This is a genomic window from Eudoraea adriatica DSM 19308, assembly GCF_000382125.1.
Lineage (GTDB): Bacteria > Bacteroidota > Bacteroidia > Flavobacteriales > Flavobacteriaceae > Eudoraea > Eudoraea adriatica.
Map to the genome: position 1 here is coordinate 136,047 of NZ_KB907549.1, position 21,487 is coordinate 157,533.

At 37.7% G+C, this 21,487-nt stretch carries 22 protein-coding genes; 6 read left to right on the forward strand and 16 right to left on the reverse strand.

Annotation, left to right across the window (positions count from 1 at the left end):
• Both G504_RS0110135 and G504_RS0110140 read right to left on the reverse strand, forming a co-directional pair.
• Window positions 1–909 (reverse strand): TatD family hydrolase, encoded by a 909-nt coding sequence (locus tag G504_RS0110135; protein ID WP_019670062.1) that lies wholly within the window; start codon window positions 907–909, stop codon window positions 1–3.
• Between the two features lie 3 nt (window positions 910–912).
• Window positions 913–1,770, reverse strand: coding sequence for an EboA domain-containing protein (locus G504_RS0110140; RefSeq protein WP_019670063.1), 858 nt, complete (start codon window positions 1,768–1,770; stop codon window positions 913–915).
• A gap of 161 nt (window positions 1,771–1,931) precedes the next feature.
• Between G504_RS0110140 and miaE the strand changes: the two genes are divergently transcribed.
• A complete protein-coding gene (gene miaE, locus G504_RS0110145) occupies window positions 1,932–2,513 on the forward strand; it encodes a tRNA-(ms[2]io[6]A)-hydroxylase (protein ID WP_019670064.1) in 582 nt (193 codons plus the stop codon).
• Between the two features lie 83 nt (window positions 2,514–2,596).
• Here miaE and G504_RS0110150 read toward each other — a convergent pair whose 3' ends face one another.
• The 10 genes from G504_RS0110150 to rpsA all read right to left on the reverse strand — a co-directional run bounded on the left by G504_RS0110150 (window position 2,597) and on the right by rpsA (window position 12,095).
• Window positions 2,597–3,478, reverse strand: a complete 882-nt coding sequence (locus tag G504_RS0110150; protein WP_019670065.1) for a Ppx/GppA phosphatase family protein — start codon at window positions 3,476–3,478, stop codon at window positions 2,597–2,599.
• Window positions 3,475–5,574 (reverse strand): polyphosphate kinase 1, encoded by a 2,100-nt coding sequence (gene ppk1, locus G504_RS0110155; RefSeq protein WP_019670066.1) that lies wholly within the window; start codon window positions 5,572–5,574, stop codon window positions 3,475–3,477. Before ppk1 ends, G504_RS0110150 begins: the two co-directional genes overlap by 4 nt.
• Entirely contained in the window at window positions 5,574–6,059 is a 486-nt protein-coding gene (locus G504_RS0110160) for a SixA phosphatase family protein (RefSeq protein ID WP_026348498.1), read from the reverse strand. Before G504_RS0110160 ends, ppk1 begins: the two co-directional genes overlap by 1 nt.
• 13 nt (window positions 6,060–6,072) lie before the next feature.
• Window positions 6,073–6,720, reverse strand: coding sequence for a pyridoxamine 5'-phosphate oxidase (gene pdxH / locus G504_RS0110165; RefSeq protein ID WP_019670068.1), 648 nt, complete (start codon window positions 6,718–6,720; stop codon window positions 6,073–6,075).
• A gap of 155 nt (window positions 6,721–6,875) precedes the next feature.
• The gene (locus G504_RS0110170) at window positions 6,876–7,781 is read right to left on the reverse strand and encodes a ribonuclease Z (protein ID WP_019670069.1); all 906 of its coding nucleotides are present in this window, start codon (window positions 7,779–7,781) and stop codon (window positions 6,876–6,878) included.
• Complete coding sequence (locus G504_RS0110175) at window positions 7,778–8,260, reverse strand: DUF3291 domain-containing protein (protein ID WP_019670070.1); 483 nt, start codon at window positions 8,258–8,260, stop codon at window positions 7,778–7,780. Before G504_RS0110175 ends, G504_RS0110170 begins: the two co-directional genes overlap by 4 nt.
• Window positions 8,261–8,263: 3 nt before the next feature.
• Window positions 8,264–8,596 carry a hypothetical protein gene (locus tag G504_RS0110180; RefSeq protein ID WP_019670071.1) on the reverse strand — a complete coding sequence of 111 codons (333 nt, stop codon included), beginning with the start codon at window positions 8,594–8,596 and terminating at the stop codon, window positions 8,264–8,266.
• A gap of 6 nt (window positions 8,597–8,602) precedes the next feature.
• Entirely contained in the window at window positions 8,603–9,529 is a 927-nt protein-coding gene (locus G504_RS0110185; RefSeq protein ID WP_019670072.1) for an aspartate carbamoyltransferase catalytic subunit, read from the reverse strand.
• 7 nt (window positions 9,530–9,536) lie between these two features.
• Window positions 9,537–10,076: a bifunctional pyr operon transcriptional regulator/uracil phosphoribosyltransferase PyrR gene (gene pyrR, locus G504_RS0110190; RefSeq protein WP_019670073.1), complete on the reverse strand. Its 540-nt coding sequence runs from the start codon at window positions 10,074–10,076 to the stop codon at window positions 9,537–9,539.
• Window positions 10,077–10,259: 183 nt separating this feature from the next.
• On the reverse strand, window positions 10,260–12,095 hold the full coding sequence (gene rpsA / locus G504_RS0110195; RefSeq protein ID WP_019670074.1) for a 30S ribosomal protein S1: 1,836 nt from the start codon (window positions 12,093–12,095) through the stop codon (window positions 10,260–10,262).
• A 258-nt stretch (window positions 12,096–12,353) separates the two neighbouring features.
• Here rpsA and G504_RS0110205 point away from each other — a divergent pair, with 258 nt between their 5' ends.
• Window positions 12,354–12,734 carry a LysM peptidoglycan-binding domain-containing protein gene (locus G504_RS0110205; RefSeq protein WP_019670076.1) on the forward strand — a complete coding sequence of 127 codons (381 nt, stop codon included), beginning with the start codon at window positions 12,354–12,356 and terminating at the stop codon, window positions 12,732–12,734.
• 28 nt (window positions 12,735–12,762) lie between these two features.
• On the opposite strand, the gene cmk is transcribed toward G504_RS0110205, so the two are convergent.
• Both cmk and lon read right to left on the reverse strand, forming a co-directional pair.
• Entirely contained in the window at window positions 12,763–13,467 is a 705-nt protein-coding gene (cmk, locus tag G504_RS0110210) for a (d)CMP kinase (RefSeq protein ID WP_019670077.1), read from the reverse strand.
• A 96-nt stretch (window positions 13,468–13,563) separates the two neighbouring features.
• The gene (gene lon, locus G504_RS0110215; protein ID WP_019670078.1) at window positions 13,564–15,981 is read right to left on the reverse strand and encodes an endopeptidase La; all 2,418 of its coding nucleotides are present in this window, start codon (window positions 15,979–15,981) and stop codon (window positions 13,564–13,566) included.
• A 250-nt stretch (window positions 15,982–16,231) separates the two neighbouring features.
• Between lon and G504_RS0110220 the strand changes: the two genes are divergently transcribed.
• Genes G504_RS0110220 through G504_RS0110235 form a run of 4 tightly spaced genes read left to right on the forward strand, consistent with a single transcriptional unit; the run spans window position 16,232 to window position 19,200 of the window.
• On the forward strand, window positions 16,232–16,783 hold the full coding sequence (locus G504_RS0110220; RefSeq protein WP_019670079.1) for an RNA polymerase sigma factor: 552 nt from the start codon (window positions 16,232–16,234) through the stop codon (window positions 16,781–16,783).
• 2 nt (window positions 16,784–16,785) lie between these two features.
• Complete coding sequence (locus tag G504_RS0110225) at window positions 16,786–17,352, forward strand: hypothetical protein (RefSeq protein ID WP_019670080.1); 567 nt, start codon at window positions 16,786–16,788, stop codon at window positions 17,350–17,352.
• The gene (locus tag G504_RS0110230; protein ID WP_019670081.1) at window positions 17,333–18,421 is read left to right on the forward strand and encodes a DUF4097 family beta strand repeat-containing protein; all 1,089 of its coding nucleotides are present in this window, start codon (window positions 17,333–17,335) and stop codon (window positions 18,419–18,421) included. Before G504_RS0110225 ends, G504_RS0110230 begins: the two co-directional genes overlap by 20 nt.
• A 47-nt stretch (window positions 18,422–18,468) precedes the next feature.
• Window positions 18,469–19,200 carry a head GIN domain-containing protein gene (locus G504_RS0110235; RefSeq protein ID WP_019670082.1) on the forward strand — a complete coding sequence of 244 codons (732 nt, stop codon included), beginning with the start codon at window positions 18,469–18,471 and terminating at the stop codon, window positions 19,198–19,200.
• Window positions 19,201–19,244: 44 nt separating this feature from the next.
• On the opposite strand, the gene G504_RS0110240 is transcribed toward G504_RS0110235, so the two are convergent.
• Together G504_RS0110240 and G504_RS0110245 are read right to left on the reverse strand one after the other, a co-directional pair.
• A complete protein-coding gene (locus G504_RS0110240) occupies window positions 19,245–20,567 on the reverse strand; it encodes an MFS transporter (protein WP_019670083.1) in 1,323 nt (440 codons plus the stop codon).
• A gap of 72 nt (window positions 20,568–20,639) precedes the next feature.
• The gene (locus G504_RS0110245) at window positions 20,640–21,455 is read right to left on the reverse strand and encodes a M48 family metallopeptidase (RefSeq protein ID WP_019670084.1); all 816 of its coding nucleotides are present in this window, start codon (window positions 21,453–21,455) and stop codon (window positions 20,640–20,642) included.
• Window positions 21,456–21,487 lie beyond the last annotated feature (32 nt).

Sequence of the window (21,487 nt, forward strand, 5' to 3'; positions counted from 1 at the left end):
CTATTTTATTTGATCTGTGTCTATGCGTGGTTCCTGCCCCCTTAAAACACTATTATCATTGTAAAGAATGGATTGATTAATTCCCTGTGGATTCAACCAGTCAGATTCTTTCATTTTCCCATTTTTGCTAAAAGCATCCAATGCATTTTGGTAACAGGTTTTCACAACATCTTCACGGGCTATACCCCTCTTTAACATAAGCGCTGCCGTTTTCGGTACCGCCAGCGGGTCACTGACCCCCCAGTCTGCAGAACTATCTACTATTATATTGGAGCTGCCGTATTTACGGACAACTTCTACCATGCGTTCATTACCCATTTTGGTTTTAGGGTAAATAGTAAAAGCGGCTATAAAACCTTTATCCAAGACGTCCTTTACAGTTTCCTCATTGTTATGATCGATTATTACATTACCGGGATCCAGTTTATGTTCCATGCATACCTCCATGCTCCTGAGCGTTCCGGCTTTCTTATCCCTATGCGGGGTATGAACCTGAACCGTCATGTTTAATTCTTTGGCGAGTTCAAGTTGTTCTCTAAAATACTTGTCCTCAGCAGGTGTTTGATCATCATAGCCTATTTCTCCTATAGCAACAACATTTTCTTTATGAAGGTATAAAGGCAAAAGTTCCATTACCTGTTCGGCCAGTGCTTCATTATTGGCCTCTTTGGAATTCAATCCTATGGTGCAATAGTGTTTAATACCAAACTGACTTGCCCTAAAAGGTTCCCATCCAACGAGGCTGCTAAAATAATCTTGAAATGACCCAACCTGAGTACGTGGCTGGCCCAACCAGAAAGAGGGCTCAATAATTGCAACAATTCCGGATGCTGCCATAGCCTCATAGTCATCGGTTGTCCTCGAGGTCATGTGTATATGAGGGTCGATTATCATCATTTTTTCCTTCATAGTTTATTTTTTTAAATTTTCCCAGGTAACCTCATTACCGGTTACCATTTCCTTTAAATCAGGATAGACGTTCAACAGGTTTTGGGCTTCCTGTTGAGGAGAACTATAACAGCAAAGTGCAGCGGCCAAATTTTCTGTTTTATCTTTACTCATGAACAAATGATCCATATCCTGTAGTAATACGCCTTCTAAAAATGGTGCTACAGGCCTCCATAACAAGGGATCTATACTCCTTGAAGCAGCCCATCGCTCATGGGCATAATCTGAAATAATTCTGGCCAGATCTCGGTTAGCTCGTTTCTCAACATCAATTATATCTCCCAAATTGCGCTCCATAAATGCCGCTTTCAGGTACATCTGATTCCATTGCTGATCATTAAAGTATTTCGATGGATACGGATTGTTTAATGCTATTGCGTCAAAAACAGTCCCAATATTCGTGCGCAATGCTTCAACTCCTACCCGATTAAAATCCCCGGCATTAGGCAAAAGTATTAAAAACTTCAAAAAGGTTACAAGCTCGCCCGTATCAGCAACCTCAATAAGATTTGCCACCTTGCCTGAAAAATATGCCCTATCTGATTCCAGCACCCTTATTAGCAGATAAATTCGGGCAATTTGCAACAGGTCTGCTTTCTGTGCGATTAGGTATTCGGCCAATTCCTGATTTACTTCCCGGATTTTTGGTTTTTTATCTGGACCAATTCTACCGGCCAGTAAACTATAGCAGAGATACAGTTCTTTAGCCGATTTTGACTCTACGATTATATCTAATCTGTCCTCTATCCAGGTATGCGTTTCTTCAGCTAAACTGTCGCCAAGAATTTTAGACAATTCTTTACACGTATCCAAATGCAGCATATATTCCAATTAATCGTAAACAGGGAGTTAACAAAACAAAATCCTTTGCGGAAACAAATATATTAAGATAACTGCAAACCTCTTCTATTATTACGAGGATATAGTTTTTAAATACCATAAGTGTTTCACAGGTTCTTTTTAATTTAGCAAAAAGTTAAGATATGTTAGGATTAAAATTACCAACTGATCCCCGCTGGGTAAACATAGTGGAAAAAAATATAGATGAAATTTTGACAGATCATGCCTATTGCGAACAAAAGGCGGCAAGTACGGCTATCTCATTGATAATTAGTTTTCCCGAATATCCTGAGTTGGTGGAGGAAATGATCGCATTGTCGAGAGAGGAAATGGGTCATTTTAAAATGGTACATGATAAGATCCTTAAGCGAGGTAATACCCTGGGAAGGTATCGAAAGGACGAATATGCCATTCAACTTTTGAAGTTTTTTCCTAAAGGTGGAAACCGAACTACGCAGTTGGTGCATCGTCTTCTATATGCAGCATTAATTGAAGCCAGGAGCTGTGAACGGTTTAGGTTGCTTTCGGAGCAACTGCAGGACAACGAACTCGCTGATTTTTATCATAAACTTATGGTTAGTGAGGCCGGACATTATAGCATGTTTTTGAAGTTTGCCAGGAAATACGGGAAAAGGGACGAAGTAGATAAAAAATGGGAGGATCTTTTAAAGTATGAAGCAGGGATTATGAAAAATCTTGGCAAAAAAGAAACTATTCACGGCTAGCATGAACTAATTATCATTTGTAACTGCAGATGGGTAACTTAATTTTTTCTTAGTTAATATTTTATGGGAATAGCTCATTTTACCTATTCATAATATAAGGTTTTTATAATCCCGTCGGAAAGACCAATTTTAGGAACATGAATCTTTCTTGCCCCACTCCATTTAGCTGACGACAAAAATATCCGCGTAGCAGGTATAATTACATCTGCCCTGTCCGGGTTAAGACCTAACTCAGAAATACGCTCTTCATAGGACGTGCCATTTAAAAATTTATATTGTGCATTCAGCCAGATATCAGAGAGAGGTTCACCTTCCCTTCGTCCAGACAATTTATGTAATTCATTAATGTTGCCTCCTGAACCAATTATCGAAATTTCAGATACGCCTTTCGTGCATTTCTTAATCCATTTTTCCATATCGGTCCATACTTCATCATTTACCATATTATTAAGCAAACGAACTGTTCCTATCTTAAAAGACCTGGATATTTTTATTTTGCCATCAGTAAATAAAGTAAATTCTGTACTGCCACCCCCGACATCAATATAAAGATAGGACTGATCATTTTGTATGAGTTTTTTTAAATCAGTAGATGCAATTATTGAGGCCTCTTCTTTGCCATTAATTAATTTAATAGAAATCCCCGTTTCCTCTAAAATCCTGGCAATAATTTTTTTCCCATTACGGGCCTCCCTCATCGCCGAAGTGGCGCATGCCTTATATTTTTCTACACCAATAACCTCCATTAAAAGGCTAAAGGATTTCATGGTTTTTAGTATTCTGTTTGTATTATATTCAGATATTGCACCTTTAGTGAAAGCATCTTCTCCAAGGCGGACAGGAACCCTGATAAGAACATTTTTTCTAAACCTTGTTTCTTTGCCTCTTTCTTCAATAACATTATGAACCAATAACCTGATTGCATTAGACCCAATATCGATTGCGGCTAACTTACGGATATTCAAATTTCTAGTTTTTTAGAATTCAATTTATTAAGATAATAATCATAAATAGCAAATTGAGAGCGTAACTTAGGTAATTCATTCTTCTTATAAATATTTTTCTGTTCCCTGTCAAAAATTCGGGCTTTAACATTGTCACTCCATGAAATTTCAAAGGTTTCCAATAATTCCTGTTTAATATCTTCATCATAAATTGGACATCCAACCTCTACCCTGTTATCTAAATTACGTGTCATCCAGTCAGCCGAAGAAATATATATTTTAGGGTTTCCTTCATTACTGAAAATAAAGACACGGGGATGCTCCAAAAATTTATCAACAATACTTATTGCTTCAATATTTTCACTCATACCCTCTACCCCGGGAATAAGACAACACACACCTCTTATAATTAACTGAATTTTAACCCCTGCCCTACTTGCTTCGTATAGCTTATCTACCATTTCATAGGAGGTAAAGCTGTTCATCTTAATCTTAATGTAGGCATCTCTCCCGAGTTTTGCAGATTGTATTTCATTATCAATAAATTTTTTAAACAAACTCTTCGTGTAGTGCGGGGAAACTATCAAATGTTTGTATTTATATATTTTGTAGGTAGTTTCAAAAAAATCAAAGACAATCTTGAGTTCTTTTAAAATAGCTTCGTTAGCCGTAAACAGTGTATAATCCGTATATATCTTAGCCGTTGATTCATTAAAATTCCCTGTACTTATAAAACCATATCGTTTTATTAAATCGCCTTCTTCCCTTTCAATTACACAAATTTTGCTATGAACTTTTAAACCGGGGACTCCAAAGATCAGTTTTACACCTTCAGCCTGCAATTCTTCTGCATAGTTAATATTAGCCTCTTCATCAAAACGAGCCCTTAATTCTATTTGCATAGTAACTTTTTTACCGTTTTTCACGGCATTTATTAAAGATGCGGCCACTTGTGAATTCTTTGCAAGGCGATATACAGTGATCTTAATGCTCTTTACTTTAGGGTCCAGTGCAGCTTCCCTAAGGAATTTTATTATGTAAGAAAAAGTATGGTAGGGTGCATACATAAGATAGTCCTTTTCGGCTATACGCTCCAATAAGCTTCCTTCAAGGCTTAGTCCTTTTACAGGAAGTGGTGTAATTTTCTCATACATAAGATCTTGTCTCCCTAAACTTGGAAAGCTCATATAGTCCCTCCTGTTGTGATAACGCCCTCCCGGTATAACACTATCGGTATCCTTGATACCCATTTTTCCTTTTAGAAATTCTAAGGTATCCCTGCCTATGCCCTTATCATATACAAAACGAACCGGGTCACTAATTTTTCTTCCCTGAACACTTGATGATATTTTTTCTATAAACGTTTTGCTTAGATCATTGTCAATGTCTAATTCTGCATCTCTTGTTATTTTGATCATATGTGCATAAATAGACTCATATTCAAACATCGGGAATATCCGATCGAGACAAAACCTGATCAGGTCATCCAGAATTATGATGTAATCTTTATTTCCTTCAGATGGCAAAACCACAAAACGATCCGTACCCTGTGGAATTTCTATTAGTGCATACCGAATCTTCCGGGTTCTTTGATTCTTTTGGTCTTTCTCGGTTTCGCTAAGGACCATTTTTATAGCCAGATAGGCTTCCGTATCCTTTAAAAGAGGAAATTGGTTAAGATCATTTAGGACTATGGTCATCAACAGGGGGCTAACTTTTTCAATGAAATAGTTTTTAACGAATTTGGCCTGACTTTCAGATACTTCCTTTTCATTGATTAGAAAAATACCTTCCCCTTCCAATTCTTTCTCAATATCGCCGTGAATAACCAGGCTTTTACTTTGCTGCTCAATTACAATTTTGGTGATTTCTGCCAACAAGTCCTTGGCTTTCTCCCCTCCCAAAGCACTTTTCCCCTTCTTTCCTGCCAGAACAATTCTTTTAATGGTAGCGTACCTTACTTTAAAAAATTCATCCAGATTATTTGAAAAAATTCCTAAAAACCGAAGTCGTTCTATCAGTGGCACATTTTTATCTGCGCTCTCCTGAAGTACACGATCATTAAACATCAACCAGCTTATTTCCCTGTTGATGTATTGATTTTTGGTCTTATTCATTATCTAAGTTGTTTTGGAATAAGGATATGTTCGGTAATACCAGTTTTTATTGTATCCCAACTAGTAACATCAAACCGTATTTGGACCAACGCTGAAGTGGGCATATTATCGATAGGCTTGTTCCCAAATTGATTTACGATGTTGGTAAGTGCGTAGTTATGGCCAAAAACAAGTACTTTACTAAGGTCGTCATCCAGCTGCTTTACAAAGGACATTACTGCTTCTCCCGAAAAATCGTACAATTCATTAGAAACTTTTAAGTTTTGCAAAGGATAATTGAAATTCCTTAAGAATATCATACAAGTATGAAGAGCCCTGTTTGCAGGACTTGAATACACTGAATCTATGTTCTCGGATAGCCTTTTAAATTCATTACTTACCAGATGAGCATCAGTAATACCCCGCTCCTGTAAAGGACGATCCTGATCGCTTACCCTGTATTCCCAAGATGATTTCCCATGCCTCACAAGTATAAGAGTTTTCATAATCCAATTATTTTTATGGAGCAAGTCGCTCTATTTTCCAATCAAAATCTTCTTGAAGTGTATATCGGATTCTATCGTGCAACCGATTATCCCTTCCCTGCCAAAATTCCATAGATACGGGCCTTACAAGATAACCACCCCAATAATCCGGTCGTTCAATTTCTTTGCCTTTATACTTTTCTTCTAATTTCTTCAATTCAACTTCCAGGACTTCTCTCGACTCAATTACACTGCTTTGATCAGATACAATGGCACCCAATTTACTGCCTTCCGGTCTCGACTCAAAATATCCATCGGAAAGATTTTTAGCTATTTTCTCAGCCTTTCCTTTAATAATAATCTGCCGTTCCATATTGGGCCAAAAAAATGACAGACAAACTCTTGGATCTGCCTGGATAGCTTTGCCTTTTTCACTCTGGTAATTGGAGTAAAAGATAAAACCCTCAAATGTATACTTTTTGAGGAGGACCACCCTGCTTTTTGGATAACCATCCAATCCCAGTGTCGAAACAGTCATTGCATTCGGTTCATCAATGCCCTCAGCAGTTTCAACCTCATAAAACCATTTCTGAAACAATTCCAGAGGATTGTCTGATATGGCTTGTTCATTAAGGGCACTTTTATTGTATGATTTCCGATGATTCCCTAAATCTCTATGCATTTCCTTGAAGACAACGATTAACAACACAAAGTTGGGGAAAAGTTGTATAAAAGTGAAGTGTTATTGAATTTTTATAATGAGCTTAGAAAGTATTCCATAATATTCCTTCGCCACAAGATCCTGGGAGATACCTATTTTCTGAACAAATATTATTTTCAAACTTCGAATATCTTACCATCGTCTGCCAATTCAACATTGTTAAAAACTTGAATAGCCTCCTCTTTGAATGAAAGTATAGATTTATACCTTGTAGAAAAATGTCCCAGGATAAGTCTGCATACATTTGCTGCATCTGCTATTGTTGCGGCCTGCCTTGCCGTGGAGTGTTTCGTTTTTTTCGCTAAATGTGCTTCGGATTCTAAAAACGTAGCTTCGTGATATAACAGATCAACTCCTTTTATAAGTGGAATTATATCCTTATTATACCCTGTGTCACTACAATAGGCATAGTGTTTTGGTGGAGGAGGATCCAGACTGAGCTCTGCATTTGGAATAACTGAACCATCATCTAGTTTTATATCCTTACCTTGCTTTATACTCCGATAATATGCCTTATCGATTTTATGTTTTGCTGCAGCCAATACATCTAATTTGCGCTCGCCCGGTAATTCACTGAATAAAAAACCATTGGTATATATCCTATGATCCATAGGAATTGTCCTGACCTGCACTTTGGTGTCTTCAAAAATAACTTCAGATTTTGCAGACGTTAATTCGTGAAAAATAAGTTTATAATTCGTCCATGAATTACCAAGCCTGAGCAGAAGGGTAATGGCCTCTTTAATTCCTTCGGGTCCATATATGTGCAGGTCTTTTTCTCTGCCCAGCAATCTAAAAGTGGAAATAAGTCCTGGTAACCCGAAAAAATGATCCCCGTGAAGATGTGAGATAAAAATATGTTCAATCCTTGAAAATTTTATTTTATTCTTTCTCAACTGGACCTGCGTTCCCTCACCACAGTCTATCAGATAAAGATGGTTCTCTATTTCCAATACCTGAGATGTAGGGTTAGTCAATGTTCTCGGAGTAGCCGCGTAGCAACCAAGGATATGCAGCTTCATTGTTTTTTCCAGGTTTCCAATTTATAAAGGCTAGCCTCTTTTGCCGTAAAATTTCTTTTCAAAGTAAAGGCATAAGGGGTTTCCCCGAATTTATCAAGGTATTCAAGCCTTTCCTTTCCTTCCAGAGGTGTGGGATATTTGCCTTCTGGAATATACCAGCAGGCCATATGCATCTTTTTCATTTTTGAGAACCATTCTTTTTGCCTTTTAAATATGTTCTTATGCTCAGAGGTATAAGTGAAGTCGAAAAGTGCCTCAATTGATTTCCATACAGAGATATTCACAACAACATAATCATCATGGAAGACCTGAACAGCCGAATCGCTAATATCATCCTCAATAAATCGCCAAACGAAGCCGTTACTAATTTCCGCCAATTGGTTAATTCTATCCACGTTATCTGCAAAACCTTTCATAACCGGGCTATCCAAAGGGGCCAGCATACGCGCAATATTAATTTGAGCAAGATTATAATTCATTAATTACAAGTCAAGATCGCGTTCAATTTCTTCCATTTCAATAATGTCTTTGGCTTCCTGGAGTGTTGGCACCAGGCATATTTCATCGGGCACCTCATCATATTCTACTTTATTGGTGACCAGTACAAATGATTTATTTGCCGCACGGTGCCTGTTAGATATCTGGAGAAACTCCAGGACATCATTAGAAGTAATCTTAGAAAAAGAAAATAAGTTAATAATTAAGTGATCCTTTTTAATCTTACTGTAGGAATTGTTGAGATTCTCGACGAATTTTCTCAATGAAATGTTTTCCTGGTAAACTATAGTAGTATTACCCGTTTTATCAAAAATCATAATTCGCTATTTAATTTTTGAAGCTAATAAATATATTACAGCCATACGTATGGCAACTCCATTTTCAACCTGATTCAGGATAATAGATTGTTTGGAATCCGCCACATCGCTGGTTATCTCTACCCCGCGGTTAATTGGACCCGGGTGCATAATTACAATTTCCTTATCCAGGCCATCCAAAATGGCTTTATTAACACCATATTGTTGTGTATATTCTCTGGTAGTTGGAAAATAACTTATATCCAGGCGTTCATTCTGAATCCGCAACATATTGGCCACATCACACCAATTTAATGCTTTTTTAAGATTGGACTCTACTTCAATCCCTAAAGATTCTATATGTTTTGGCAGCAAGGTCCTGGGACCACACACCTTTACATTTGCGCCTTGTAATTTTAGAGCAAAAATATTTGATAAAGCTACTCTTGAATGAAGAATATCTCCTATAATTACCACATTTTTACCTGAGACATCACCTAATTTTTCCCTTATAGAATAAGAATCCAAAAGGGCCTGGGTGGGATGTTCATGTGCGCCATCCCCCGCATTAACAATGGCTGCATCTACATGCCGCGATAGAAAAATTCCTGCTCCCGGACTGGGGTGGCGCATCACCACCATATCCACTTTCATGGATAAAATATTATTTACCGTATCAATGAGTGTCTCTCCTTTCTTGACAGAAGACTGAGCGGAAGAAAAATTAATCACATCCGCAGACAACCGTTTTTCGGCCAGTTCAAAAGACAACTTGGTTCTGGTACTGCTTTCGAAGAAAATATTTGCAATAGTGATATCACGGAGTGACGGAACCTTTTTAATCGATCGGTTAATAACCTCTTTGAAGTGATCAGCGGTCTCAAATATAAGTTGGATATCTTTTTCTTTAAGATATTTTATGCCCAATAAGTGTTTAACACTCAATTCGCTCATCTGTTCTTTATTTACTTACTAAATAAATAATATCTTTTCCGTCATTTTCTTTCCACATAACCTTTACTTTCTCCTCGTTAATTGCATCTACCTGTCTGCCGCGATAGTTTGGCTGAATTGGCAAATGCCGGCTAAAACGCCTATCTATAAGGGTCAATAATTCTATCTCACTCGGCCTTCCAAAAGACTGTATAGCCGTTAAGGCAGCACGAATGCTCCTGCCTGTATACAGAACATCATCTATAAGTACAACTTTTTTACCTTCTACCAGGAAATCCATTTTAGTGCTGCTGGCTTCCAGGGTTTTCTCTCCTCTTCTGAAATCATCCCTGTAAAAAGTAATATCGAGAAGTCCCAGGTTAATTTTACTAACCCCATAATCTTCTTTGAGAATTTTTGAAAGTCGCTGCGCCAGGTAGATACCACGTGGTTGTATTCCTATTAATGCGGTCTCAGTAAAATCTAAATGATGTTCTAAAAGTTGACAAGCCAGGCGGTGTAGTATAATGTTAATCTCCTTGGAAGAAAGCAATACTTTTTGACTCATGGGCTGGATAACCTACTCTTTTCGACTACAAAAGTAGGGATTTCTGCTTAATTTAAATGATTGATGCTAAATTGTATGGACTTAAGCTCTCCGTTTTAATGAAATATTAAATAAATAAAAAAAGTCCTGATGTAAATATCAGGACTTTTTCTTTACTTCTGGTGAAGAAGACTTCTTAAAAACCTATTTTTTCTTATCGGCTTCCATTTTGTCTTTCAACGCCTGTAATTGCTCGTTGGCATCACCCAAAGTTGGTTTAGCCTCTTCAGCTGAAGCGGCTGCTTTCTTTTTGGCCGCTTTTACATTGCGTTGTTCCTCTTCCCTAAAAATGGCTGTGTGGCTTGCCACCACACGTTTGAATTCTTTGTTAAATTCAATAATCTTGAATTCAGCCTCTTCGCCTTTATTCAATTTTTTACCATCCTCTTTTTCCATATGGCGCTGAGGTACAAATGCTGTTATGTCTTCATTAAATTCTATAATAGCACCTTTATCTACTATTTCAGAAATTGCAGCTTTGTGAACTGTTCCAAGGGCAAATTCTTTCTCATATTTATCCCAGGGGTTTTCTGTAGTTTGCTTATGTCCCAAACTTAATTTACGACCTTCTACATCAAGCTCCAATACTTCTACTTCCAAAGTTTCCCCAACTGTTACGAATTCTGACGGGTGTTTAATTTTCTTTGTCCAGGAAAGATCTGATATATAAATTAACCCATCTATTCCTTCTTCAAGTTCAACAAAAACCCCAAAATTTGTAAAGTTTCTTACAATACCTTTATGTCGAGAGCCAACAGGATACTTAGAAGTAATATCCGTCCATGGATCTGGAGTTAATTGCTTAATACCCAATGACATTTTTCGATCTTCCCTGTCAAGAGTTAAAACAACGGCTTCGAGTTCATCACCAACTTTCACAAAATCCTGTGCTGACCTCAAATGCGTTGACCATGACATTTCAGAAACATGAATCAGGCCTTCTACTCCTTCAGCTACTTCTAAAAAGGCTCCGTAATCTGCAATTACAACTACTTTTCCTTTTACTTTGTCCCCAATTTTAATTTCATCCCCAAGAGCATCCCAAGGGTGTTTTTCCAATTGTTTAAGACCTAATTGAATTCGGGATTTATTGTCATCAAAATCAAGGATAACAACATTTAGCTTCTGATCTAATTCCACAACTTCGTTCGGATGATTTATTCTGCTCCAGGAAAGATCCGTGATATGAACTAACCCATCAACACCACCAAGATCAATAAAGACCCCGTAAGAAGTAATGTTCTTAACGATACCTTCCAGTACTTGGCCTTTTTCGAGCTGACTGATAATCTCTTTCTTCTGTTCTTCAATATCCGCCTCGATCAACGCTTTATGTGAAACAACTACATTCTTGAATTCATGGTTAATCTTTACGACTTTGAATTCCATGGTCTTACCCACATACTGATCGTAGTCCCGAATAGGTTTTACATCAATCTGCGACCCCGGTAAAAATGCTTCAATGCCAAAGACATCCACAATCATTCCTCCCTTTGTTCTGCACTTTACAAAACCTGTTACCACTTCTTCTTTATCATGTGCCGCATTTACTCTATCCCAGGCCATAATTGTTCTGGCCTTTCTATGAGATAATACCAACTGTCCGCTTTTATCTTCGCGAATATCAATAAGCACCTCCACTTTATCCCCAATCTTCAGATCTGGATTGTATCGGAACTCATTAAGTGAGATAACCCCCTCAGATTTAGCATTAATGTCAATAATTGCTTCGCGGTCTGTCAAATGTGTAACCACACCTTCTACGACCTCTTCATCGGCAGTATCTACAAAGTTTTCTGCAACTAATTTTTCAAATTCTTCAAGTTTGGAATCTTCAACACGCTCTATACCTTCTTCGTATTTCTCCCAATTGAAATTCTCCAAAAACTCTTTAGGATCCTGTTTTGGAGTTTCTGTTTTTTGTTCTTCTTTTACTTCGGCAGTTTCTACTGCCTCTGTTATTGCTTTTTCTTCAGCCATGTGCTGATTAAATTTGTATTCCGCAGTACTTTCAGGATTAAGGCAATTCCTGCAGAAGCTGTTATATGTTTTTTTGTCCTTCCTTTTTATCCTGATTATTTGCAAAAAAGGAGTGCAAAAATACAATTAAAATGTTGTTTTACAAAGCAGAGGAAGGTAAGGATTAAAATAAGGGGGCGGATTTGCATATTTCCTGGAAAAATCAATGGGTATTTTGTAACTTCATGATGTCAAATACTAACAATTAAAATATACAAAATGAGTGTCAAAGAAAAATATAAGGCAGTCCTGAATTTAGGAGAAAAACTGGGAATAAAAGATGGTGATGTAGTTGAATCTGATGGGGTTTTAAAGATCAAAGGAGAAGCTCATACCCAATATGAGAAAAATCTAATTTGGGACAAAATAAAAGAAATCGGAGGTGAACATCCAACTGATATTAAAGCAAATATTACCGTGGGTGATAGTTCTGTTTATCATCGCCATGTGGTTAAAAGCGGAGAGTCTCTTAGCAAAATAGCCAAACATTATTATGGGGATGCCATGAAATACAAACAGATTTTTAATGCAAATACGAATATTCTAAGTAACCCGGATATAATCCATCCGGATCAGGTATTGATAATTCCTAACCTATAGATTGTTAATTTATAAAAAAAGAACGCTTTTAAGCGTTCTTTTTTTGTTTATCAATGACCTTCAAAGCGTAATAATAGATTCTCTCAAACTGTTCTTTTAAGCCCATATCGCTATTGTCAAATATTATAGCATCTTTGGCCCTAACCAGCGGCGAAGATGCTCTGTGCGAGTCAATATAATCGCGCTCACGAACATTTTTCAGCACTTCTTCATAAGCAACGTTTTCTCCCCGTGAAATCAATTCCTTATAGCGTCTTGATGCTCTGATGTCTGGAGAAGCCGTCATAAATATTTTAAGCTCTGCATTCGGAAAAACAACAGTTCCTATGTCTCGGCCATCCATAACCACCCCTTCCTTGTCACCCATTTCTCGTTGCATGCTAACTAATTTCTTCCGAACTTCAGGGATTACAGAAATTTTGCTAACTTCTTTAGAAACCCGCATACTTCTTATTTCCTTCTCTACATTCTTCTCATTGAGGAACATTTCTGAATATCCTAAGTCCTTATTGTACTGAAATCTGAGCTTTGCCATTGGTAGCACGCCAAGTAACTTCTTAACGTCTATTTCATGATCAACAATGCAATTCTGCTCTAAAGCAAATAAGGTAATAGCGCGGTACATTGCACCGGTATCAACATACACGTAATTCAATGCTTTGGCTAATTCTTTGGCAATGGTACTTTTACCTGTCGAAGAATAGCCATCAATTGCAATAATAATCTTGCTCATATGTTAAAAGTATAGAGAAATGATTAAAGTGAAACAAAAATATCCTTTTTATGCAATCCTTAGAATTCGAGGTTAAATTTAGTATCATAATATCATTTATAATTTCTTGGCGTTTTTTACTTTTTGGTCAGTAATGGCCATGTCTATTACCTCACTCATATCCGTAACATAATGAAATGTTAGCCCTTTCAGGTATTCCTCTTTAATCTCCAGAATATCTTTTCTGTTCTCCTCTGATAGTATTATCTCCTTTATCCTGGCCCTTTTAGCCGCAAGTATTTTTTCCTTTATACCGCCAACGGGTAAAACTTTGCCTCTTAAGGTTATCTCACCGGTCATAGCCAGGCTTTTTTTAACCTTTTTCTGAGCAAACAAAGAAACCAGTGAAGTAAGCATTGTAATGCCCGCACTTGGGCCATCTTTCGGTGTTGCCCCTTCAGGCACATGAATATGGACATTATATTTATCAAAAACTTCAGGGTTTATGCCAAAACTCTCTGCATTAGATTTTATATACTCCATTGCAATGGTGGCGGATTCCTTCATAACTTTGCCTAAGTTACCAGTTATGTTGAGGGTTCCTTTACCTTTAGACAAAATAGATTCGATAAAAAGAATATCCCCTCCTACACTGGTCCAGGCTAATCCGGTTACCACTCCGGCAATGTCATTATTTTCATATTTATCGCGCTCCATCCTGGCAGGACCTAATACTTTTTCTATATCCTTATTGCTAATCTTCACGCTATATGACTCCTCGATAGCAATTGATTTAGCTGCATATCGGACCATTTTTGCTATTTGCTTTTCCAGTCCTCTAACACCAGATTCGCGCGTATAGCCTTCAACGATTTTTTCCAGCTGGGGTTTTCCAATTTTTAAATCTTTCGATGAGAGGCCGTGTTCTTTAAGTTGTTTTGGGAGCAAATGTCGTTTCGCAATTTCCACTTTTTCTTCAATTGTATACCCGGTAACATTTATTATCTCCATTCTATCACGCAAGGCGGGTTGAATCGTAGAAAGATTGTTGGCTGTTGCAATAAACATGACTTTAGAAAGATCATAACCAAGTTCCAGGAAATTATCATGGAATTCGCTATTTTGCTCAGGATCCAGTACCTCTAACATGGCGGAAGACGGATCTCCCTGATGGCTGGCTCCTAATTTATCTATTTCATCCAAAATAAAGACAGGGTTTGAAGTCCCCGCCTTTTTAATACTTTGCAAGATCCTTCCAGGCATGGCACCTATGTATGTTTTGCGGTGCCCTCTGATTTCCGCTTCATCTCGCAGACCACCCAAAGACATTCGCACATATTCCCTGCCTAAAGCTTCCGCAACTGACTTACCAAGGGAAGTTTTTCCTACTCCGGGGGGGCCGTAAAGGCATAAAATTGGAGATTTCATATCATTTCGCAGCTTAAGAACAGCCAAATATTCAATAATCCTTTGCTTTACGTCTTCAAGCCCATAATGATCGCGGTCCAAAATTCTCTGAGCCCTCTTCAGATCAAATTTGTCTTTGGAATATTCATTCCAGGGTAAATCAAGAAACAAATCGAGATAATTCCTTTGTATGGAATACTCAGCCACCTGAGGGTTCATCCGTTGCATTTTTGCAAGTTCCTTTTCAAAGTGCTCGGCCACCTTTGCATCCCATTTCTTTTTCTTGGATTTGGCTTGCATTTCAAGAAACTCCTCATCATAAGAAGCCCCTCCCAGTTCTTCCTGAATGGTTTTCATTTGCTGATGCAAAAAATACTCGCGCTGCTGCTGATCCAGGTCACTGCGCACTTTAGATTGGATATCTTTCTGAAGTTCCAACTTCTGAAATTCCACATTCATATATTTTAACGTGGCCAGGGCCCTGTCCTGCAGGTTCGGAATCTCTAATAAGTCCTGCTTGTCCTTTACATCCAGATTGAGGTTGGAAGAAACGAAGTTTATCAGGAAAGAATTACTTTCTATATTCTTAATCGCAAAGGAGGCTTCACTTGGAATGTTAGGATTATTTTTAATGATTTTTAATGCCAGTTCCTTTATCGAATCTATGATGGCCAGAAATTCCTGATCCCCGGGTAAGGGCCTTACTTCCTCTGCTTCTCGAATTGTGGCGGTCATATAAGGATTCTCCGTAAGAACCTCAGCTATTTCAAATCGTTTTTTTCCCTGTATTATCACAGTTGTATTGCCATCAGGCATTTTTAAAACCCTCAATATCCTTGCAACGGTTCCTAAAATATTGATATCCTTAATCCCGGGGTTTTCGGTTTCTTCATCTTTTTGGGATACAACGCCTATAACTTTAGATCCTTTATTGGCATCCTTTATCAAATTTATTGAGGTATCCCTGCCAGCCGTAATAGGTATTACCACGCCCGGAAACAATACAGTATTTCGAAGAGGTAAAATTGGTAAAACCTCGGGTAAGCTTTCATTATTCATCTCCTCTTCATCTTCCGGAGTCAATAACGGTATTAATTCAGAATCTTCATCAATTCCCTGTAACGTCATATTGTCAAATTTTGAATACTTTGAATATCCCATATCATTTTATTCGGTCATTCTGTCATTTAAGGACAGATTAACTATTACTTTATTCTATCTAAACTACATTAAATAGCCCATATTTAAGCGTAAACCACTGTAAATACCAGCTTTTCAGTTTACTTAAGACAATTCTTATGCCAACAAAGAAATATTTTTCCATAAAAAGTGTAACATTACTTAAATTAATCAATCTTTAATACAAAGCATTTACTTTTTGAGCCAAAATAAAGTACATACTGAAGCCTTGTTGCAATTGTGTCTGGAGGGTAAGCAAAGTGCACAAATGGAGATTTACAATCGCTATTACAAAGCCATGTTCAACACGGCATACAGAATTGTAAAAGATAGTGCAGAAGCTGAAGATGTTATGCAGGAATCGTTTTTGAATGCTTTTACGAAACTGCATACGTTTAAAGGAGACGTTACTTTTGGTGCGTGGTTAAAGCGCATTGTTATTAACAAAAGTATCTACCATTACAGAAAGCAGAAGAAAAAAAATGAGGTAGGATTAGATGAAATATTGTACAAGGTCGAAGATAATGAAGGAATTGCCGAGGATCATGGGAATACAGAACGAATGGCTCAAAAAGTACTGGAAACCATGAAACAATTGAAAGACAATTACAGAATTTCTTTGACCTTACATCTAATTGAAGGCTATGATTACGAAGAGATTAGTTCAATCATGGGTATAAGCTATGCGAATTGCAGGACGACAATATCCAGGGCAAAGGATAGTTTGAGAAAAAAAATGATAAATGCTTAATTATGAATGAAGATCGAAAAATAGAGGAATTGTTTAAAAACCTTCAAGGTTCTTTTGATACGGAAGAACCAGGAGTAGGCCATGAGGAAAGATTCCTGCAGAAATTAAGCAATTCCAATGGTGTGGTAAGACTAAAGCCAAAAAAGAATAATTGGTGGAGGCCATTATCTATAGCCGCTTCCATTATATTGCTTTTCGCAGTTGGGGCATCCCTCTATACGACGGGCAGACCTTCAATAGATGAACAGGTGGCTAAAATATCACCGGAAGTTTCGCAAACGCAGTTTTATTTTGCCAACCTCATTGATGGACAAATTAAAGAACTGGTAGACCAGAGTACACCTGAGACAAAAAAATTAGTTGATGACACTTTGTTGCAATTAAATAAACTGGAAAAAAATTATAAAAAACTCGAACAAGATCTAATTGACGGGGGAAACAGCAAACTAATACTCAGTGCTATGATTACCAATTTCCAAACACGCATTGATTTATTACAGGAAGTTATGGACAAAATAGAAAACATTAAAACTTTTAAAAATTACGATGATGAAAACATTACTATTTAAATATATACTAGTCGCGCTTCTTATAGTGCCGGCAACAGGCCAGGCTTCCAATGGAAATCTCAAAGGCAAGTATACCAAGGAAAAGACGATTAAAAAGGAATTTGATGTCAATACAGATGCACTCCTAAAAGTTACCAATAGTTATGGTAACTTAACTTTAAGCTCCTGGAACGAGAATAGAGTGGTCATTGAGGTTCATATTAAAACAAGTGGTAATAACGAGTCAAAAGTACAGGAGAAACTCGATAAAATTACTGTGGATTTTGATGCAAGCAGCGATATGGTTTCGGCAAAAACTATCTTTAACAAGGATAAGGGCTGGGGCTGGAACTGGGGAAAAAATAACAATGTGAATATGCAAATCAATTATATTATTAAACTGCCGGTAAAAAATAGCGTGCATCTTAATAATGATTATGGGAATATTATGCTTGACCGCATTGACGGGCATGCTAAAATTAGTTGTGATTATGGAAGGCTGGAAATTGGTGAATTGCATGGCAGGAATAATGAATTAAAATTTGATTACACTTCTAAGTCTACTATAGAATATGTGCGAAGTGCCAAAATTTCTGCAGATTACTCAGGGTTTACCATTCAAAAAGCCGGAGATTTAAACATAAGCGCGGATTATACGAATTCTACAATCGGACAAATGCAAAACCTGGAGTATTCCAGTGATTATGGTAAATTAGAAGTAGATGAGGCCTATAGTGTGCAAGGGAACGGGGATTATATAAATGTAAAACTGGGCACTATTCATGGCAATGTGGATATTAATGCAGATTACGGCTCCGTGAGCATAAAAAACATGGCTCAGGATGCGGGAAATGTGTCAATACGGTCTGATTATACCGGTATTAAAATAGGATACGATCCAATGTATCACTTCAATTTTGAAATCACTACTGAATATGCCGGTGTTAGCGGGAAAGACGATTTTGAAATCAATATAAGTAAAGAAAAATCCAATGAAAGATATTACGAAGGATTTTACGGTAGCGAAAGCAGTGAAAACAGGATCTCCATAACCAGTGATTATGGCAGTATTAGTTTTACCAAAAATTAAAGATCGCTTTTAAACAACAAATATCAATATACAAAAAACACATGATCATGAATAAAATACTAACATTTGGAATAGCCCTTTGCATGGTTGCAGTCACAAATGCACAATGGGGTAAGAAAATTAAAGGAAATGGAAATATAGTAACCATTGAAAGGTCTACGGATAATTATGATGCCATTTCAGTTTCCGGGTGGTTTGATGTTATGCTGGTCGATGGAACAGAGGGAAAACTGAGCATTGAGGGAGAGGAAAATTTGCTGGAGTATATAAAAACTGAAGTAAAGGACGGCAAACTGGTAGTTAAGGTAAAAAAGGGCTATAACCTTCAACCTTCGTCATGGAAAAAGGATGGAGGAATCAAAGTTACTGTACCGGTAGAGAGTCTTAGCGCCCTTTCACTATCAGGATCTGGAGATATTGTCGGTAAAAAAACTATTTCAGCTTCGGAATTTAGCACCAGCATGTCGGGCTCGGGAGATATCACACTGGATTTGGAATGTAAAACGATTACCGCATCAATGTCTGGTTCCGGTGATATTAACTTAAGTGGCACCACTGAAGTATTTGAGGCTCAAATTTCAGGCTCGGGAGATATTCGGGCATATGACCTGATAGCTGATAATGTTGATGCCAGAGTTTCAGGGTCTGCTGATATTAAGGTTACAGCCAATGAAATGCTAACAGCACGAGTTTCCGGTTCCGGAGATATACACTATAAAGGAGATCCGAAAAAGATAGATAGTAAATCTTCAGGTTCTGGTGATATTACCAAGGGATAAAAATTCATCAAAAAACGAACAACAATCCTACCCTGGCAGAAATGTCAGGGTTTTTTATGTACTCTGGTCAATAAAAACAATCCGCATAGGAAAAACAGTCCCAGAAATATGGTTGCATTTCGCATGCTTCCTGTAAACTGGGCAATAAATCCATATAAAAAAGTGCCGATCACAATTCCAAGTTTTTCAGCCACATCATAAAAACTAAAAAAAGAAGCCGTATCTGTTGTTTCCGGGATAAATTTGGAATAGGTAGATCTCGATAAAGCCTGTATACCACCCATGACAATTCCCACACAACCAGCGGCTATATAAAAATCGATTGGAGTAATCAGGAAATAGGCATAGATACAGATTATTACCCATAAAATATTTATCCCCATAAGGGTCTTTATGTTGCCAAATTTTTTTGATGCCTTAGCCGTCATGGTAGCCCCGAAAATGGCTACCAATTGAATAACCAGAATACTAACGATTAATCCTGTAGTTCGCTCACTATCCGAACCCCAGTTGATCTCCTGTTCGCCAAAATAAGTAGCTATCAACATAACAGTCTGAACAGCCATACTGTATACAAAAAATGCTGCCAGATATCGCTTTAGTTTTATTTCATTTCCTAATTGATGCCATACCCCTTTTAATTCTTTGAATCCATTGAAAATAATATTTTGCCTCACTCCGGGCCGTTTAACTCCTTTAGGCAGATAATAAAAAGTATATTGACTAAACAAAATCCACCAAATACCAACTGTTACGAAAGAATATTTCATGGCTCTGATCTCAGCTGCCTCAGAGGCATCGGTTTCTATCCCAAAAATATTGGGTTTCATAACCATGGCTAGGTTAACTAATAGCAAAAGAACACTTCCTATATAACCCATGGAAAATCCTTTTGCGCTAATACTATCCTGTTGCTCGGGGAATGCGATATCCGGCAGGTAAGAATTATTGATTGCAAAACTCACCCAGAATCCCACTAGACCAAAAAAGTAACATCCCAGGCCCAAATAAATATTTTCCAGAGAAAACCAGTAAAGCCCGATACAGGAAATTCCTCCCAGGTAACAAAAAAATTTCATAAAGATTTTCTTATTCCCCAGATAATCTGCGATACCGGAAATTAGCGGTGTAATTACACCAATGAACAAAAAAGCGGCCGATGTAAGATAACTTATCAATGGTGCACGCTCAATTTCACCACCAAAAACAGCTACTTTCTCAATTTCGGCTGCCCGAAACAAAGCTCCATAAAAAATTGGGAAAATTGCTGATGCAATAACGAGGCTATATACAGAGTTCGCCCAGTCATAAAATGCCCAGGCATTTAATAATCTCTTACTTCCTTTTATTGCAAAAGTTCTGGCCATTTATTAAAAAGCTACTCTTTAAAAGCAGCCTCGAATATACAACTATTAGAGCAATCACCATTTGAGATCGGCCTATTGAAAAGAAGTAACACCGAACTTCTGAGCTTCCTGTCTTGCTAAAGGAGCCCATTGGATTAAATTGGCAATCCTGGTATCATTCGATGGGTGGGTACTTAAAAATTCCAGTGGAGTATTCCCTCCTGCGCTTGCCTTCATACGTTTCCATAATTCAGCAGCCTCATCCGGATTATAGCCAGCAATAGCCATAATTTGAAGTCCTATTCTATCCGCTTCAGTTTCATGACTGCGACTGAACGGCAGCATAACTCCAACTGATGAACCAATTCCGTATGCCTGGTTAAACATATTTCTCGATTCTTCATCCTGAATCGCAATATTTCCTGCAACCGCTCCCAGTTGCTGAAGGGTTCCTGCACTCATTCTCTGTGCGCCGTGATCTGCCAGGGCATGAGCCACTTCATGACCCATTACTACAGCAACTCCTGTTTCTCCCTGGCAAACAGGCAGAATACCGGTATAAAAAACAATCTTGCCGCCAGGCATACACCAGGCATTAATTTGATCGTCTTTTACCAAATTGTATTCCCATCGGTAATCCTTTAGATAGCCGGGATATCCATTCGCCGACAACCATCTTTCAGCAGCAGAAGAAATTCGCTGCCCAACCTTTGAAATCATCCTGGCTTCGGCAGAATTCTCGAGGACCTCATTTTGTCCGATAAATTCATCGTATTGGGAGAAGGCCATTGGGAATATCTGACTGTTGGGATAGAAGTTCAAAACTTTCTGCCCGGTAAATGGATTGACTTTGCAAGAGGCAATTCCCAATAATAATACGAATGCCAGTACAACCTTTTTCGTGCTCATTTTTAATGAATAATTAAGGTTTAAAATACAAA